Annotated in this window: 15 protein-coding genes; 9 read left to right on the top strand and 6 right to left on the bottom strand. The window is 67.7% G+C overall.

Annotated elements, in window-relative coordinates:
- Nucleotides 1–14: 14 nt before the first annotated feature.
- Nucleotides 15–2888 (bottom strand): aminotransferase class III-fold pyridoxal phosphate-dependent enzyme, encoded by a 2874-nt coding sequence (locus ACFWUU_RS11935; RefSeq protein WP_380174983.1) that lies wholly within the window; start codon nucleotides 2886–2888, stop codon nucleotides 15–17.
- Between the two features lie 101 nt (nucleotides 2889–2989).
- Here ACFWUU_RS11935 and ACFWUU_RS11930 point away from each other — a divergent pair, with 101 nt between their 5' ends.
- Nucleotides 2990–3691: a GntR family transcriptional regulator gene (locus ACFWUU_RS11930; RefSeq protein ID WP_170989901.1), complete on the top strand. Its 702-nt coding sequence runs from the start codon at nucleotides 2990–2992 to the stop codon at nucleotides 3689–3691.
- Nucleotides 3692–3837: 146 nt separating this feature from the next.
- On the opposite strand, the gene ACFWUU_RS11925 is transcribed toward ACFWUU_RS11930, so the two are convergent.
- The gene (locus ACFWUU_RS11925; protein ID WP_380174981.1) at nucleotides 3838–5526 is read right to left on the bottom strand and encodes an amidohydrolase; all 1689 of its coding nucleotides are present in this window, start codon (nucleotides 5524–5526) and stop codon (nucleotides 3838–3840) included.
- 124 nt (nucleotides 5527–5650) lie between these two features.
- Here ACFWUU_RS11925 and ACFWUU_RS11920 point away from each other — a divergent pair, with 124 nt between their 5' ends.
- From ACFWUU_RS11920 to ACFWUU_RS11890, 7 genes are read left to right on the top strand one after another with little or no spacing between them, the layout of a single operon-like run.
- Entirely contained in the window at nucleotides 5651–6769 is a 1119-nt protein-coding gene (locus ACFWUU_RS11920; protein ID WP_380174979.1) for a C45 family autoproteolytic acyltransferase/hydolase, read from the top strand.
- Nucleotides 6766–7626, top strand: coding sequence for an alpha/beta hydrolase (locus ACFWUU_RS11915; RefSeq protein WP_380174977.1), 861 nt, complete (start codon nucleotides 6766–6768; stop codon nucleotides 7624–7626). Before ACFWUU_RS11920 ends, ACFWUU_RS11915 begins: the two co-directional genes overlap by 4 nt.
- 5 nt (nucleotides 7627–7631) lie before the next feature.
- Nucleotides 7632–8651 carry a Fe(3+) dicitrate ABC transporter substrate-binding protein gene (locus ACFWUU_RS11910; protein ID WP_137257155.1) on the top strand — a complete coding sequence of 340 codons (1020 nt, stop codon included), beginning with the start codon at nucleotides 7632–7634 and terminating at the stop codon, nucleotides 8649–8651.
- Nucleotide 8652: 1 nt separating this feature from the next.
- Entirely contained in the window at nucleotides 8653–9705 is a 1053-nt protein-coding gene (locus ACFWUU_RS11905) for an iron ABC transporter permease (RefSeq protein WP_137257156.1), read from the top strand.
- Complete coding sequence (locus ACFWUU_RS11900; RefSeq protein ID WP_380174975.1) at nucleotides 9702–10727, top strand: FecCD family ABC transporter permease; 1026 nt, start codon at nucleotides 9702–9704, stop codon at nucleotides 10725–10727. Before ACFWUU_RS11905 ends, ACFWUU_RS11900 begins: the two co-directional genes overlap by 4 nt.
- A 10-nt stretch (nucleotides 10728–10737) precedes the next feature.
- Nucleotides 10738–11553, top strand: coding sequence for an ABC transporter ATP-binding protein (locus ACFWUU_RS11895; RefSeq protein WP_137257157.1), 816 nt, complete (start codon nucleotides 10738–10740; stop codon nucleotides 11551–11553).
- Nucleotides 11554–11573: 20 nt separating this feature from the next.
- Nucleotides 11574–12338, top strand: coding sequence for a GAF and ANTAR domain-containing protein (locus ACFWUU_RS11890; protein WP_380174973.1), 765 nt, complete (start codon nucleotides 11574–11576; stop codon nucleotides 12336–12338).
- Between the two features lie 9 nt (nucleotides 12339–12347).
- Here the strand turns inward: ACFWUU_RS11890 and ACFWUU_RS11885 are convergent, their stop codons facing one another.
- A complete protein-coding gene (locus tag ACFWUU_RS11885) occupies nucleotides 12348–13043 on the bottom strand; it encodes a hypothetical protein (RefSeq protein ID WP_137257159.1) in 696 nt (231 codons plus the stop codon).
- Nucleotides 13044–13141: 98 nt separating this feature from the next.
- Here ACFWUU_RS11885 and ACFWUU_RS11880 point away from each other — a divergent pair, with 98 nt between their 5' ends.
- Nucleotides 13142–14056, top strand: coding sequence for a hypothetical protein (locus tag ACFWUU_RS11880; protein ID WP_380174971.1), 915 nt, complete (start codon nucleotides 13142–13144; stop codon nucleotides 14054–14056).
- A gap of 1 nt (nucleotide 14057) precedes the next feature.
- Here ACFWUU_RS11880 and ACFWUU_RS11875 read toward each other — a convergent pair whose 3' ends face one another.
- Genes ACFWUU_RS11875 through ACFWUU_RS11865 form a run of 3 tightly spaced genes read right to left on the bottom strand, consistent with a single transcriptional unit; the run spans nucleotide 14058 to nucleotide 16073 of the window.
- Nucleotides 14058–14408, bottom strand: a complete 351-nt coding sequence (locus ACFWUU_RS11875; protein WP_380174969.1) for a hypothetical protein — start codon at nucleotides 14406–14408, stop codon at nucleotides 14058–14060.
- The gene (locus ACFWUU_RS11870; RefSeq protein WP_380174967.1) at nucleotides 14405–15778 is read right to left on the bottom strand and encodes a DUF4331 domain-containing protein; all 1374 of its coding nucleotides are present in this window, start codon (nucleotides 15776–15778) and stop codon (nucleotides 14405–14407) included. The genes ACFWUU_RS11875 and ACFWUU_RS11870 overlap by 4 nt, the downstream gene beginning before the upstream one ends.
- 13 nt (nucleotides 15779–15791) lie before the next feature.
- Nucleotides 15792–16073, bottom strand: a complete 282-nt coding sequence (locus ACFWUU_RS11865; protein ID WP_380174965.1) for a twin-arginine translocation signal domain-containing protein — start codon at nucleotides 16071–16073, stop codon at nucleotides 15792–15794.
- Between the last annotated feature and the right edge of the window lie 32 nt (nucleotides 16074–16105).

The following is a 16105-nucleotide window of genomic DNA, read 5'->3' as shown; positions in this document are numbered from 1 at the left end:
GCGGCCCCGCCGGCTCACCAGTCCCGGGTCAGCAGTTCGTCCAGAACCTCGGTGAACAGTTCGGCGTCGGCCGGCGTGAACGCGAGCGGCGGCTTGATCTTCAGCACGTTCTCGGCCACGCCGGTCGGATAGACCAGCATTCCCTCGTCCTTCATCAGCTCGCTGATCAGCAGCGCCTCCTGCGGCGCAGGTTCCTTGCTGGCCCGATCACGGACGAGCTCGATACCGAGGTACATCCCGTGGGCGCGCACGTCGCCGATCAGTGCGTGCCGGCCGGCGAGCTCGTCGAGCCGGTCCTTGAGCACCCGCCCGGTCGCGGCCGCGTGCGCCTGCAGGCCTTGCTCGGCGATCTCGTCGAGTACGGCGGTACCGATCGCGCAGGAGACCGGATTGCCGCCGAAGGTGTTGAAGTACCGCATGCCGGTGTCGAAGGCGTCGGCAATCTCCCGGGTGGTGACCACCGCCGCCATCGGATGCCCGTTGCCGATCGGCTTGCCCATCGTGACGATGTCCGGGACAACGCCCTGGCCCTCGAATCCCCAGAACACGTCACCGAAGCGGCCGAAGCCGACCTGGACCTCGTCGGCAATGCAGAGCGCGCCGGCGGCCCGCGCGGAGGCGTGCGCCTGTGCGAGATAGCCGTCGGGGTAGAAGATGCTGCCCGCCGTGCCCATCGCCGATTCCGCGATGAAGGCGGCCGGCGGCGTACCTCGTTGGCTGAGTCGATCGACTTGCCGCTGGACGTCGGCGGCGTACTTGCTGCCTGCGTCCGGATCGTCGTACCCGAAGGGGCCGCGGTAGCGGTTGGGTTGCTGGACCTCGTGGGTGGTCGGATCGGGGCCGGTGCCACCGGGGCCTTTGTAGCGGTTCGGGCTGAGGCCGGTGAGGACGGAGGTGTTGCCGTGGTAGGCGCCGTCGACCACGAGTACGTCGGAGCGTCCGGTGACGGTGCGTGCGATCCGGACCGCCAGGTCGTTGGCCTCGCTGCCGCTGCAGACGAGGAAGACGACCTCCAGGGGATCGGGCAGGAGCGCGGTCAGGCGTTCGGCGTACTCGGCGATGCCTCGGTAGAGGAAACGGCTGTTCGTGTTGAGCTGCCGCAGTTGTGCGGTCGCGGCCTCGACGACGCGGGGATTCGTGTGGCCGACGTGGCTGACGTTGTTCATCACGTCGAGGTAGCCGCGGCCGAATTCGTCGTACAGCCAGGCGCCGCGGCCGCCGACGAGCTGCATCGGCCGGTCGTAGTACGAGCGTTGTGACCGGGCGAACCGGACGTTTCTTGTTGCGAGGACCTTGTCGGCGGTCCAGTCGGTGGCGTTGGGCGGGGCGTCCAGCCCGAGGAACTCGGACGGGTCGGGTGAGACGATCGCCCACGCGGCGGCCTCGGAGGGTGGGATCGACTGCCTGCCCGCGCGCGCTGTCTCGAGGGAACGGAAGACCGCCACGCGGAGGGTGGACTGTGCGACACCGATCGGGTCACCTGCGTCCACCGGGTCGCCCATCGACAGTGATGAGTCGAGCCCGGTCCAGCGGGACCAGATGGTCTCCGGGCCCTCGTGCCGCAGGATGAGGTACGCCGTACTGCGCTCCTCGACCACGGCCGCCCGCGGGGCGACGACCTCGAACGGCTTCGGCGACGCAATCTCCACGCCGAGCCTGAGCGTTGCCGTCTCACCGGACTGCGTGGTTCGCCGCGCGACGGTGCCCGCATCGGCCTGCAGGTGATGGCCCAGTCGGGCGTGGTGATCGCCGGTGGCATCTTCATGCGCGGGCTCGAACGGCGCGAGATCGAGACCGGGCACCGCCAGGCGGGCACCTGCGGCTGGTATCGGCCGCGCCGGTTCGATCGCGGCACCGGCGGCCTCGCGGACCACGAGTTCGCCGACTTCCGGCGGGGTTGTCGCGAGGAGGGCGATCGCCGGCCAGGTGTACTTCATCCGCTCGTGGCCGTACGACGTACCGGTCTCTGCGCATCGCTTGGTCCAGGTGACGGCGTTGACGCACAGCCTGGCGGCGGCGAGCGGGTACAGCACGGCGAGCTCGTCCTCGGTGAGGTCCAGCTCGACGGCGTACCCGCGGATCACTGCCGCTGCGGCGGTGAGCGGATTCGGCTTGCGCAGCATGGAGTAGGCGACTGCCACGGCCAGTTCGCCGATCCGCGCGGTGTGCAGCGCGTCGGCGAAGTCCAGTACGGCGTACACGTGGTGGCGGCCGTTCGCGTCCGGCCGGGCGAGGACGTTGAAGTCGTTGAGGTCCTGGTGGACGACGGACCTCGGAAGCCCGGCGGCGTGGCTGTCGATCGCCTGGTCGAACCAGCCGACGATCCGTCGTACCTGCGCCTGCCGGGTCGGGTCGTCGATCGCGTCGATGCCTTCGGCAATCGCCTGCGCAGATCGCAGAATGTCCCAGAAGTGGGTTGTTGCCCCGGGCAACGCCGGTGCCGGCGCTAGCGCCTGGACCATCCGGGCGGCGGTCCGGCCGAGTTCGCCGAGGAGTTGGGGGGAATGACTGTTCAGCTCGGACAAGGTCCGGCCGGGCAGCCATCGCTGGACCGTGACGATCCGGCGCGATCCGTCGCGGTCGACCGGGACGGCGGTGTCTCCGTTGCGCGCGGCGATCGCGGTCGTGACTTCCACCGGTTCCAGGGCGCGGGCGGCGAGCGCCTGCAGTGAATGCCGCCAGCGGATCTCGTCGGCATCGGCTCCGGGCGACGAGATCTTGACGACGACACGGGATCCGTCGGAGAGATCGACGGCCACGTTCTGATCGACTTCGCCGCCCAACGGGGACTGTGTGACTGCCCGGAGACCGAACTCCTGGGCGAGGATTTCGGCGATGCTCGTCTGGTTCCACTGCTCCACAGGCGAACTGGACTCGAGAATGCTCATTACACCCCACAGGATTGGTGAACAATGCACCAATGCTACCATGGTCGCAGAGCGCGATAGAGTGCGCTGGGAGCTTCACGCAGGGTGAGAGAGGGGGCCGCATGCCGGTCGAGGGACGGGTCTCGGCACTGAATCGCGGGACGACGGCCGAGGAAGTCGCGACGCTGCTGCGCGAGACGATCATGGACGGCCGGCTGAAGCCGGGCGAGCAACTGCGGGAGGAAGGGCTGTCGGCCCAGTTCGACGTCTCCCGCCGTACGATCCGGGACGCGCTCGGCATCCTCGCGCGGGAGCGGATCGTGCGGCACTACCGGCACAAGGGCTCCCGGGTCGTGTTGTTCACCGAGGAGGACATCCGCGACCTGTACCGCGTCCGGACGACGCTGGAGGGCAGCGCCGCCGCGCGGGCGGCCACGCTGACGGACGCGCAGCTGCGGCAGCTGAGCGAGGCCTTCGACCGGCTCGCCGAGGCAACCGACTCGGGCCAGGCCCAGGCGATCGTGCAGCGGGATCTGGAGTTCCACCAGGCCGTCGTCGGCCTGATCGGCAGCACCCGCGTCGACGACTTCTTCGCCGGCATCGCGGTCGAGATGCGCTTCGCACTGTCGATCCTGGAGACCACCTACCAGGAGTCCACCCACCGCCCCGCCGAGGCCCTCGCCGAACACCGCGCCATCCTCGAGGCCTTCCTACACCGCGACACCCCCGAAGCCGCCCGCCTCGTCCAAGAACACGCCGACTCCAACGAACGCCTCCTGGTAGAAGTAGTCGCCTCCACCGACATAACAGCCCTCGCCCGCTAGCCGCCCCGACACAGCACCAACGCTGGTCCGCGCCGGCGTGCCGACCGGGGCACCACCGCCCTCCCGCGCAGCTCTCGCGCGCGGCACGGGCGCGGAGCGGGAGCTTGGGGCCGCTCTCCCGCTCCTCCCGCTCCACCTCGCCGGCTTTAGTTGGCGGGGTGGACCTGGCGGCCGCCCAGGTACGTGCGCTCGACGCGGGCGCGGAGTAGGAGTTCTGGGGGGCCGGTGTGGATGTTTTCGGTGAGGATTATGAAGTCGGCTAGTTTGCCGGGGGTGATGGTGCCCTTTACGTCCTCCTCGTGGGAGGAGTAGGCGGGGTTGGCGGTGTAGGCGAGGAGGGCCTCGTCGATGGTGATTGCCTGGTCGGGGTGGAACGGCTCGCCGTCCGCCGCATCGCAGGCGGTGCGGGTGATGGCGGCGTACATGTTGCGGAGCGGATCGATCTCGGCGACGTGGGACTTGTTGAATGCGCCGGGCAGGTCCGAGACCAGGTTGACGGTGATGTCGCTGTCGATCATCCGGCGCCAGGCGAACGCGTTCGCGGAGCGGGCGGCGCCGAGCGCCTGGTCGAGGTTCGTGGAGTAGATCAGGAGCTGGTCCGACGTCACGTCGGCGACCAGCCCCAGCTTGCCGGCGCGGGCGAAGTCGCCGGCCGCCAGGTGCCACGCATGAATGAGCCGATGCCGCCGATCCCGCGGTCCGTTCAACAGCGCCGCCCGCTCGAACGCGTCGATCGCGATCCGGCACCCACGATCACCCTGCACATGTACGCCGATGTCGAATCCAGCCGCATCCCCCGCCAGCACCAGCTCGGCCAACCGTTCCTCCCCGACGAAGCGGTACGACCAGCCGTCGGTCAGCCCGGTGCCCGGCGCATCAGCGGGATCGAACGGCGGCAACATCGCACCGCTGTCGACGAAGATCTTGAGCGCCCCGAACCGCAGCCAATCGTCCCCCGTCTTCGGTGTAACGCCGTGACCAGCCAACCGATCATGCGTGTCGAGCGGGAGGAACGCATAAACCCGCACCGACAGCTCGCCGCGGTCCGCAAGCGTCTGGAAGATCTGCGCGTTCGAGAAACTCCGCTCGAGAAACACCGGCGGGATCGTCTCCTCGGTCACCGACGGCAGCCGCGCGATGTCATGGATCGAGGTGATCCCGACCGCGTTCAATCGCGCCATCACCCCACGAGCACCAATCAGCTTCTGCTCGAGCGACATCGGCGTAACCAGTCGGTGCACGAACTCGCCGGCCTGCCCGTACAGCATCCCGGTGAGCTCTCCCCCGGCATCCCGCCCGAAGCTGCCGCCACGCGGATCCGGCGTACTGCGGTCAATGTTCGCGACGCCGAGCGCCCTGGAGTTGGCGAAGTACTGGTGATCAGCCCGGCGGATCAGCAGCGGATTGTCCGGCGTCAGCGCATCAATCGCGGCCAGATCCGGCTCGAGCAGCGTGACCTCGTCCTCGCGAGTGGACGCGAAGTCCCCCAGGTCTCCCCCGGTGATCCACACCCCAGGCGTCAGTCGCGCGGCCGTGGCCGCGACACGTTCCTCGAGCCGGGCCTGGTCGTTGACGTCGGTCAGCGCGACCTGGAAGTGCCAGTCGACGGCGTTCTCGAAATGCGTATGCGCATCGTTGAACCCCGGGCACACCATCCGCCCGGCCAGGTCGAGCACCTCGGTCCCCTCGCCCGCCAGCGCCAGGATCTCAGCATCGTCTCCGACTTGGACGATCCTGTCCCCCGCGACGGCGAAGGCCGACGCGAGCGGCCGATTCGGATCGGCTGTCCAGACGGTTCCGCCGTACACGATCAGGTCCAGCGATGGGGTGGTCATCGGGTGGGCTCCTCACCTGGATTGCAGGTCGGTTGTCCGTAAGGTCTGGACAGACCGTAATAGTCGTTACAGTATTGCGTCAATGTTCCCTTCCTGACCAAGACTGTTCACCCGAGGAGAGCGTGTGCCGAGTCTCCGAGTCATCGAGATAGCCAGCCCGTCGGCCCTGGAACGTGGCCGGCAGTACGGGAGTGCCGCGGCGGATCTGATCGCCGACGCGATCGCCTACTACCGGGAGGCCTTCGCGTACCAGGCCCGTCTGACCTGGGACCAGGCGCTCGATCACACCCGTCCGTGGCAGCGTCTCGTCGAGCGGGACCACCCCGAGTTGCTGGCCGAGATGGCCGGGATCGCCGAGGGCGCCGGTGTCACGCTGCCGGAGGTCCTCGCCCTGAACTGCCGCGGCGAGATCATCTACGACAACTGGTTCCCGGACTCCCCCGCCGACGGCTGTACGTCGTTCTCCCTGCTCGACGGCGCGGCCGGCGACGGCCACGTGTACGCCGGCCAGAACTGGGACTGGCGCGAAGCCGTCCGTGGAACCGTCGTGATCCTCCGGATCGTGCAGCCGCCGAAGCCGACACTGATCATGCAGGTCGAGGCCGGCCAGATCGGCCGCCACGGCGCGAACTCCGCCGGCCTCGCGCTCAACGCGAACGGGCTGGGCGGGCGGTTCGACGACTCGGCCGGGATGCCGCAGACGTTCATCCGTCGCGCGGTACTCGACGCGGCGAACCTCGCCGACGCGGTCAAGATCCTCACCTCGACCACCGCCCACATCCCCAGCAACGCGCTCCTCACCCACCGCGACGGCTTCTCGATCGACATCGAGACCACGCCGGGCGGTCACGGCTGGGAGTACGGCGAGAACGGACTGCTTGTGCACGGCAACCATTACCAGGTGCTCAGCCCGCGGGAGGTCGGCAGCTCCGGCCGGCTGATCTCACCCGACTCGCTGATCCGCGTACCGCGCGCCCGCCGCGGGCTGGTGAAGGCCGCCGACGCGACCACGTCCGACGACGTCCGGAACACCATCCACACAGCGATGTCGGACCACCTCGGCTACCCGGACTCGCTCTGCGCGCACCCGGACGAGCGTCTTCCCGCCGTCGAGCAGTGGTCCACAACCTTGTCCAGCTGCGTCGACCTCACCACCGGCGAGTACTACGTGGCTGCGGGACCGCCGTGCGAGAACAAGTACGAACTCGTCCCGTTCAACCTGTACGACGAGGTGCGCCCATGATCGCGCGGACCTCCGCCCACTTCGCGCGGGGCAAGACGCCGATCTTCGCCTCGCAGTACGACCAGCGCCTCGGCTACTGCCTCTACGTGCCGGAGAACCTGCGCACCGACCGCGCCCCGCTGCTCGTCATGCAGCACGGCACCGAGCGCAACGCGTCGCTGTACCGCGACCACATGGCCGAGTTCGCCGACGAGCACCAGATCGTCGTACTCGCGCCGCTCTTCCCGGCCGGGATCATCGATCCGGAGGATCTGCACAACTTCAAGTTCATCGAGTATCAGGGCATCCGGTACGACCAGGCGCTACTCGCCATGGTCGACGAGGTCAGCCGCCGGTACCCGGTCGACCCGGATGTCTTCTACCTGCACGGATTCTCCGGCGGCGGCCAGTTCGCCCACCGCTTCCTCTATCTTCATCCCGATCGGTTGGCCGGAGTCTCGATCGGCGCTCCCGGCCGGATTACCCAGCTCGACGACAGCCTGCCGTGGTGGCTCGGTACGAAGGATCTCGAGCAGCGCTTCGGCCGTGCCGTCGACCTAGAGTCCCTGCGCCGGGTGCCGATCCTGATGGTTGTCGGCGACAACGACGTCGAGACCTGGGAGATCGACAACCCCGGCGAGGCCAACTGGATGGACGGCGTCGAGAAGACCGGCAGCACCCGGATCGAACGCCTGCGCACACTCGAGCGCGACTTCCTTGCTCAGGGCATCGATGTCCGGTTCGAGCTGGTCCCCGGAGTCGCCCACCGCGGCTCACTGATCCTCCCGGCCGTCCGGGACTTCTTTGCCGGACTGCTGCGGTCCCGGCCCGAGATTCACCGCCCCACCCCTGCAACGCATCTTCGACACCAGGAGTGATTGCCATGTCCAACACCGCTTCGAGGCTGCGGCGGTCGATCGCCCTCCTCACCTTGACCGTCGCGGCGGTCGGCCTGGCCGGGTGCAACACGTCCGGGTCGCCGGCCACCGGCGGCGCACCGAACGCCAACCGGGCCGCGGCCGCACAGGGGATCAGTTCGGACGTCAATCTCGAGCAATGCGGTAAGACGACCAGGACGATCAAGCACGACCTCGGTACGACGACTGTCACCGGCGACCCGAAGCGGGTCGTCGCGCTCGAGTTCTCGTTCGTCGACGCACTGGTCGCGGTCGGGATGGCACCGGTCGGGGTCGCCGACGACGACAAGCCGGAACGGATCATCCCCGGTCTGAAGGAGAAGGTCGGCAACTACAAGTCGGTCGGTCTGCGCGCGACCCCGAACATCCAGGTGCTGACCGCGCTCAAACCGGACCTGATCCTGGCCGACAGCGGCCGGCACAAGGCGATCTACGCCCAGCTGTCGAAGATCGCTCCGACCGTGGCCTACGCCAGCCTGAACGGCAACTACCAGCAGGTGCTCGACAGCGAGATGTCGACCGCGATCGCCTTGAACAAGTGCGACCAGATGAAGACCCGGCTGGCCGAGCACGACAAGATCCTGACCGATCTGAAGGCCAAGGCGAAGTCCGGTGAGACGCGCAAGGCGTTGTTCGCGGTGTCGTCCGACAAGGAGTTCACCGGGTTCCCGCCGAAGGCCTACACCCCCGGCGTACTGGCCCTGCTCGGGATCAAGTCCCCGCTGGCCGACGACAGCGGCGACGCGACGGTCTCGCTCACGCTGGAGACCGTGGTCAGCACCAAGCCCGACATCATGTTCATCGCCGGTCAGAACGGCGACACCCTGGCCGACACGTGGGAGAAAAGTCCACTCTGGAAGCAGATTCCGGCGGTCAAGGACAACGCGACGTACAAGGTCGACCAGAACGTCTGGTCCCGCTCGCGCGGTCTGGTCGCCTCGGAGATGATCGCCCAGGAAGCGGTCAAGAACCTCTACGGGAGCTGACATGGTCCAGACAGAGGTCGCGCCTCTACCCACCGACCACCGGCGCCCGAAGATCGTCACCAGCAAGCAACGGGTCACCTGGGTGGCCCTGGTCCTGCTGGCCCTGCTGGTGATCGGCGTCGTCTGGGGTCTGTCCATCGGTAGTCAGCACATCTCGTTGTCACGGTTGCCTGGGGCAATCTTCAAGGCTGACGATTCGGACGAGTTGATTCTGCAGTCGATCCGGATGCCGCGAGTCGTGCTGGGCTTGCTGGTCGGTGCCGCACTGGCGGTCGCGGGCGCGCTGATGCAGGCGGTTGCCGCCAACCCGCTGGCGGCGCCGGAGATCATGGGCGTCAACGCAGGTGCCGTGTTCGTGGTTGTGCTCGCGGTGACCGTCGTACCGTCGCTGTCCGGCGCGCCTACGATTCTCCTGGCGTTCGGCGGCGCCGCCGTGGCAGGCGTGTCGGTGATGCTACTGGCAGGGTCAGGGCGCGGGCGGGTGAGTCCGGTCCGGTTGGCCCTGGCCGGCGTCACGGCGAGCAGTCTGCTGATCTCGCTCACCCAGGTGCTGATCATCTTCGACGAGAACTCCGCGGACAGCGTGCTGTTCTGGCTCGTCGGCGGCGTGAACTTCGCCGGCTGGGGCGACATCCGCAACCTGCTCCCGTGGCTCGCCATCGGGCTGGTCGGCGCGTTCTCGATGTCCCGCTCGCTCAACCTGCTCGCCCTCGGCGACGACATGGCGCGCGGCCTCGGTCAGAACGTCGAACGGACCCGCCTGCTCGGCTCGGCGTTCGTCGTGGTGCTGTGCGGTTCGGCCGTCTCCGTTGCCGGTCCGGTCGCGTTCATCGGCCTGATCGTGCCGCACATCATCCGACGGCTGGCCGGCTCCAACTACACCGTGCTCCTCCCCCTGTGCGCGGCCGCCGGGAGCGTCCTCGTCCTGTACGCCGACATCCTGTCCCGCTACGTCAAACCGCCGTACGAAGTGCCGGCCGGCGTGGTGACCGCACTCATCGGTGCACCGATCTTCGTGTACCTGGCCCGTCGACAGAAGGTGACTTCATCGTGAGTACTGCGATCGTCGCGCAGCACGTCCGGCGGACGACGCTGGCCCAGCGGTATCCGCATGTCCTGATGGGATCGCTCGGCGTGCTGGCCGTCGTGCTCAGCTTCTACAGCCTCAGCGTCGGCGCCACCGACGTGTCGATGCACGACGTGTTCAACGCCCTCACCGGCAACACCAGCGATCAGGCCGCGCAGATCGTGGTCGATTTCCAGTTGCCGCGAGTGATTCTCGCCTGGCTGGTCGGCATCGCTCTCGCCGTATCGGGCGGCGTGATGCAAGGCGTCATCCGCAACCCGTTGGCCGCACCCGATGTCGTTGGGGTGACCAAGGGTGCCGGATTCGCGGGCATGCTGTTGCTGCTCGCGATCCCGGGCGTTCCGGTGCTGGCCGTCGTACCGGCGGCGTTCGTCGGTGGACTGCTCGCCGCGGCGCTGGTGTACCTGCTGGCGTACCGGCGTGGCGCGACGCCGGTGCGGATAGCGCTTGTCGGTGTCGCGGTGAGCGCGGCGTTCGAGGCGGGCATCCGGTTCCTGCTGGTTCGGAATCCGCTCGATGTCAGTGCGGCGCTGATCTGGCTGACCGGCAGTCTGTTCGGCCGGTCGATGAGCTCGGTGTACGAGATTCTCCCGTGGGTCGTGGTGCTGGTGCCGTTGGTGCTGATCTGGGCCCGCAAGCTCGACGTACTCGGACTCGGCGACGACCTGGCGGCCGGGCTCGGCGAACCGGTCGAGAAGACCCGGCGGCTCCTGCTGCTGTTCGCGGTGGCTCTCGCCTCGTCGGCTGTGGCGGTGTCGGGCACGATCGGATTCATCGGGTTGATCGCCCCGCACATGGCCCGCCGCGTCTTCGGCGGCCGGCACCTCGCGTCGCTGCCGTCGGCCGCGCTGTTCGGCGTACTGCTGATGCTGTTCGCCGACATGCTCGGCCGCGGCCTCGCGCCGCCACTCGAGATCCCGGCCGGCCTGGTGACCGCGGTCATCGGCGGCCCGTACTTCCTGTACCTGCTCGTGAAGACCGGAAAGTAGGAGACCCATCATGCGACTGCAGGCACAGGGCGTCCAGCTCGCCTATGACCAGCACGTCATCGCCAAGGATCTGACGCTGACCATTCCCGACGGGAAGGTCAGCGTGCTGATCGGGCCGAACGGTTCGGGCAAGAGTACGGCGCTGCGGGCGCTGGCCCGGCTGCTCCCGCCGTCCAAGGGAAGCGTGATCCTGGACGGCAAGTCGATCCAGGACACGTCGACCAAGGAGGTGGCCCGGCTGCTGGCGATCCTGCCGCAGGTCCTGGTCGCGCCCGAGTCGATCTCGGTCGAGGACCTGGTCTGGTTCGGACGGCACCCACACCGGGTCTCGCTCAAGGTGCCCAGTGCGGCCGACAAGGAAGCCGTCGAGTGGGCGATGGCGGTGACTCGTACGGCGGAGCTGCGGCACCAGCACGTGGATCAGCTCTCGGGTGGTCAGCGGCAGCGGGTCTGGATTGCGCTCTGCCTCGCGCAGGGTACGGATCTGATCCTGCTCGACGAGCCCACGACGTACCTGGATGTGGCGTACCAGCTCGAAGTACTCGATCTGCTGCACCAGCTGAACCAGGAGCAGGGCAAGACGGTGGCGATGGTGCTGCACGACTTCAACATGGCTGCCGAGTACGCCGATCACGTGTTCGTGATGAAGTCCGGCAAACTCGTCACCGAGGGCACGCCGGAGGATGTGTTCACCTGCGAGATCATCCGCGACGTGTTCGGGGTCGAGTCTAAGGTCGTCCCGCACCCGGTCAGCGGCAAGCCGATGTGTATCCCGCTCCGGGCCGGTCTGCGGACCCAGCCCCAGGTGGCGGTGGTGAACTGCTGACGCGGTGAGAGTATGGCCGCATGGCGGAGGGGATTCTGGAGCTGGCCCAGGAGTTGGCCGAGATCAGTCGACTGGTCGAGGACGACGATGTCAGTACGACGCTGTCCCGGTTCGTCCGGCGGATGGTGCAGACCGTTCCGGACTGTGACGAGTCGTCGCTCACAGTCCTCGCGAATGGTCAGCCGGAGATCGTGGCGAGGTATCACCGGACCACGGACCCGATCTCGGAACCGCCTCGGGCGGCGCTGGACGCCGAGCTGACCACGAAGAGCGGTCCGGTCTACGACACGCTGATGTACGGCGAGCCGCGCCGGATCGCCGACCTGGCCGTGGACTACCGCTGGCCGGAGTTCGCGGCGGCCGGGATCAACGCCGGGTATCGCAGCTGCCTGTTCCTGCCGCTGCCGGCGGCGAACGACGATGTCGCGACGTTCAGCCTGTTCTCCGGCAAGCCGAACGCGTTCGGCGGCACGTCGTACGACCTCGTCCTGCTGCTCGCGCTGCACGCCGGTGCCGCCTTCGACAACGTGCAGCTGTACAACGACAGCACGCAGCTCGTGTCCCAGCTGCAGTCGGCGCTCGCCAACCGGACCGTGATCGGGCAAGCGCAAGGGATCCTCATGCATCGCTACGATCTCTCCCCCGACACCGCCTTCACCGTGCTCAAACGCGGCTCCCAGGACGGCAACCTGAAGCTCCGCGCCCTGGCCCTCGAACTCGTCGAAGCCCAGAGCAACGGCACTCTCACCCAGACCCTGACCAACCGCGGCCTGATCTCCGGCTGAATCCGCCGCTCAGGAGCCGAGCAGGCCGATCGCGAACGAGACGACCAGGATCGACACCATCAGCGCCGAGACCGATTCGACGGCCATCAACAGCTTGGCCCGAACGGACAGCGGCATGGTGTCGGTAGGGCTGAAGGCCGAGGAGTTGGTGACGGAGACGTACAGGTAGTCGATGAACCCGGGAGCCCAGCCGGACTTGGCCGACGACCGCTGCGCCACTTCGCTGATCGCGTCATGGTCCTCGTCCTGCGGGAAGCGGAAATCGGCATCGGGCAGTCCCGGTCGCTCCACCCGGAAGCGGGTGACCGGTCCGCCCCGATCGAGTTCCCAATAGGCAAGCGCGAAGACGAGAACGTTCGTCAGCCAGACCTGTCCCGCGGCTGCCAGCAACTGGGCGCCCGCGGTCGCCTGGCCCGTCACCAGCGAGCGGATCAGCAGCACCAACGCGGTCGTGTTGGACAACGCGATCAGCAGCACGAGGCCGATCGACAACCGCCGCAGCAATCGGTTCTCCTTGCTCATCCGGCGCGGGTTGGCCAGGACCAGCGGGATGAACAACAGCAGCTCCAGCGCCGGAATCACGAACCGCGGGCCGATCTGCAGCGTGCTGGGCAGCACGGCGTACAGCCCGATGGCCACGATCACTCCGATTGCGGCCGGCAGCCGCGGCTCGCCCGAATGGGATTGCTTGGCTTCGTCAGGCACGCGAGACACCCTGCCACAGCCCTTCACAACTTTCCGGCACCCGTTGGTATCGAGGTAGGCAGAAGGCTTACTTCGTACGGCGACCTGAGGGGCTGGCCATGTACGGTCGATTGAGTGCTGCGGCAGCGACTGCACTTCTGCTGACAGGGATCGCTCCAGGAGTCGCGGACGCGGGGACGACGGGTGCCGACGCGGGAGCCTGCCAACTGTTGGTCGGCTCTGTCACGCCGGGCGGTGACCACCCGTCCCTACGCGTGACCGCCACCTCGCCGCCGACGGTGCTGCTGATGCGTAGCTACCCGGACATCTACCCCGACGGGCAGGTGCGGCTGAGCGGGACCTTTGCGAACGATCCGGACATCACCGGCACCGGCGGGTTGTACTGGGGCAATGTGGTGATCGGCTCGACGATGTACGCCAGCGCGTACTACCTGACCGAGAACAACGAGGTCGACCGGTCCCGGGTCTACCTCAGCAGGGTCGGCGGCGGCTGGGGTGACGCGACCTTCACCGACACGACGAGGTACTGGAACTATCCCGATCCGCCCGCGTTCACCACGCAGTACTCGCTGCGCAGCAACGGCACGATCACGCGGTGGGACGGGAACTGGGGCAACAAGCAGACGGCGACCGGTTTCGCGGCGGTGAAGACGATGGCGCTGATCAGCCAGACCGCGACGTACGACACCTTCCTCGCGAACACCCGCGGCGGCGCGCTCTACACGATCCGGATCCCCCGGACCTCGCCGCTGAAGCCGATCGTGAAGAAGGTCCGCGACTCGACCTGGCAGGGCTTCGAGGCGCTGATCATCAGCAAGTGCGGCGTGTACGGAACCCTGCTGCTCGGCATCGACAAGGACACCCATTCCGGCTACCTGTACGCCGTTGGTCACGCCAACGGCACCGCTACCGTCATCAAAGGACTCGGCAGGGTGCCGTCGACGTTCGCCGACCCCGTCTACTTCCGGCATGTCCTCCGCCCGGGCGACGACCAGATGCTCTTCGGCGAGTGACTCAGGACGGCCAGGTCGCCTCGGTTACCTCGCCCCCGATGACTTCGACGCTGAGGCGGGCCGGACCGTCCGGGATGACGTGCAGGTTGTAGCGACCTTCCGGTACATCGAAGAAGACCGCGGAGTAGTTCGTCGTACCGTCAGGTGTCGCACGCGGAACGACCGCTATGTGAGGAAAGTGCGTGTGCCCGGGGTGGTGCTCGCCGGCCGGGCGGCGTTCGATCTCGGCGTCCTCGAGGTCGGCGGGCAGCATCAGAACGATCGCGCCGACCCCGTCGCCGATGTCCAGCAGCACCGAGGAACCCTTGCCGGCGTGCGGGTTCTCCTCGGCGTTGGTCAGCGGCCTGGTCATGAGACCGCGGGCATGCCGGGCTTGGAGGAGTACCCTCCGGCCGGGGTGCCGAGGTAGGGGAACCACTTGAGGTAGTCGGAGTTGGTGTTCGACGTACCGTCCTTGATCGCACCGGCGGCGTCGTCCGGCTTGAAGGCAGGGTCGACGAGCGGGATCGTGAGACCGGCCACGGCGCGCAGTTCGACCGTGACGACGTCGTCGAAGACCCGCCGTCCGTTCGGGAACCCGGCCGCGTCGCCCGCGACCAGTCCGAGCGGGTTCGGCGACTTGGCCGGCGGTACGGCGACGTTCAGCCGCAGCATGTCCGCCTGCACCGGCCCGGTGTAGTTCTGGAACCCGGGCACCACGCCCTTCGGAATGCCGGTCAGCAGGATCGCAGCCAGATCCGCACGCGGTTTCTTGTACGCCGCCAGCCGCGGGAACACCCCGGGGTACAGCACCGGAAGCAGCCCGGCGAGCTCCGGCTTGGTCACGTACCCGGCGAACCGCTTGTCCCCGGACGGGGGCAGGCTGTTCCACTTGTCCTTCTCGGCCATCGGCACGATGACCTCGTTGAACAGCGGGTTGCCCAGCCGCGACACCTGCTTGTACGGACCGTGCCAGACCGGGACGCCGCCGTCCAGGATCTTCGACTGCTGCCGGCTCGCGCTCGCATAGACACCGATCACGGACTTCGCGTCCAGGACGTCCTTGGGCCTCCGGCCGTCGCGGGTCAGATCGCTGATCGGGACCTGGAGCGCGATCGTGTGGACGTTCGAGCCCTGCAGCCCGTTCACGCCCATTGCCGCGGCCGACGGGATCAGGTGCGCCATCTGGAACGGGCGCAGCGTGCCGAGGTCGAAGATGCTGCCGAGGTCGGCGAAGAACCCGTCGGCGCGCTGGCCGGCGAACACCTTGCGGTTGGTCCCGATCGTGTGGATCGCCTGACCGGCGAGCTTGGCGTAGTTCGGTGTACTGCGGATGCCGACGTTCACCGGCGGCGCCGCCAGATTGCGGGCCAGGATCCGTGCGCGGCCGTGGTCGACGCGCGTGACCGAGTAGAACTGAGGGCGGTTCCAGTTCGGGTCCGTGATCGAGGAGATCGGACCGGTGTTGTACAGGAACGTCTTCTTGTTCCGGATCTCGGCGTGGAAACGGAACTGGTAGCTGATGTCGGCCTGACCGGTTCCGCTGTTCGAGATGTGCAGCTGGTACAGCACGTCGTCGCCGAACTCGTAGAAGTTCGGCCCGCCGTACGGGTTCTGGAACGGGATGAAGTTGGCGATGATCGTGACGGTGTCCGGCTTGTCCGGCGACACGAACGCGTAGACATCGGTGTTGTCCGCGACCGGGTCCTTCGAGATCTCCGGCGCTTCACGATGCGAAGACATGACTCTCCCCTTCTCAGGCCGTCGTCACGCCGGCGAGGCGCGCGGCGAGTTCACGATCGGTGACCAGGACCTCGCGCTCGCCGACCATGATCGCCAGCCGGCCGCTCTTCACGTCCTTGACATGCACCACGAACGAATCGGCGCCGGTCAGATCCTCAGCCGCCAGCTGCGACCCTGCGTCCCCTGCCTGCCCGGCTTCGTCGCTGAAGATCTTCGGTACTGCGACGGCCCCGACGGCCGCCGCCGTACCCGCCCCCGCGAAAACCAGAAATCCGCGACGTGTTGCGTCACTCATGACTGCCCCTTCCCTGTCCGTACGGCGTTGAG

This window comes from Kribbella sp. NPDC058693, assembly GCF_042715335.1.
Lineage (GTDB): Bacteria > Actinomycetota > Actinomycetes > Propionibacteriales > Kribbellaceae > Kribbella > Kribbella jiaozuonensis.
The sequence above is the reverse complement of the archived record's forward strand: the minus strand, read 5'-3'. Positions and strand labels throughout refer to the sequence as shown.

Coding starts and splice junctions, on each gene's coding strand:
- ACFWUU_RS11935 (WP_380174983.1), bottom strand. CDS start 2,888: ATGAGCATTCTCGAGTCCAGTTCGCCTGTGGAGCAGTGGAACCAGACG.
- ACFWUU_RS11930 (WP_170989901.1), top strand. CDS start 2,990: ATGCCGGTCGAGGGACGGGTCTCGGCACTGAATCGCGGGACGACGGCC.
- ACFWUU_RS11925 (WP_380174981.1), bottom strand. CDS start 5,526: ATGACCACCCCATCGCTGGACCTGATCGTGTACGGCGGAACCGTCTGG.
- ACFWUU_RS11915 (WP_380174977.1), top strand. CDS start 6,766: ATGATCGCGCGGACCTCCGCCCACTTCGCGCGGGGCAAGACGCCGATC.
- ACFWUU_RS11910 (WP_137257155.1), top strand. CDS start 7,632: ATGTCCAACACCGCTTCGAGGCTGCGGCGGTCGATCGCCCTCCTCACC.
- ACFWUU_RS11905 (WP_137257156.1), top strand. CDS start 8,653: ATGGTCCAGACAGAGGTCGCGCCTCTACCCACCGACCACCGGCGCCCG.
- ACFWUU_RS11895 (WP_137257157.1), top strand. CDS start 10,738: ATGCGACTGCAGGCACAGGGCGTCCAGCTCGCCTATGACCAGCACGTC.
- ACFWUU_RS11890 (WP_380174973.1), top strand. CDS start 11,574: ATGGCGGAGGGGATTCTGGAGCTGGCCCAGGAGTTGGCCGAGATCAGT.
- ACFWUU_RS11880 (WP_380174971.1), top strand. CDS start 13,142: ATGTACGGTCGATTGAGTGCTGCGGCAGCGACTGCACTTCTGCTGACA.
- ACFWUU_RS11875 (WP_380174969.1), bottom strand. CDS start 14,408: ATGACCAGGCCGCTGACCAACGCCGAGGAGAACCCGCACGCCGGCAAG.
- ACFWUU_RS11870 (WP_380174967.1), bottom strand. CDS start 15,778: ATGTCTTCGCATCGTGAAGCGCCGGAGATCTCGAAGGACCCGGTCGCG.
- ACFWUU_RS11865 (WP_380174965.1), bottom strand. CDS start 16,073: ATGAGTGACGCAACACGTCGCGGATTTCTGGTTTTCGCGGGGGCGGGT.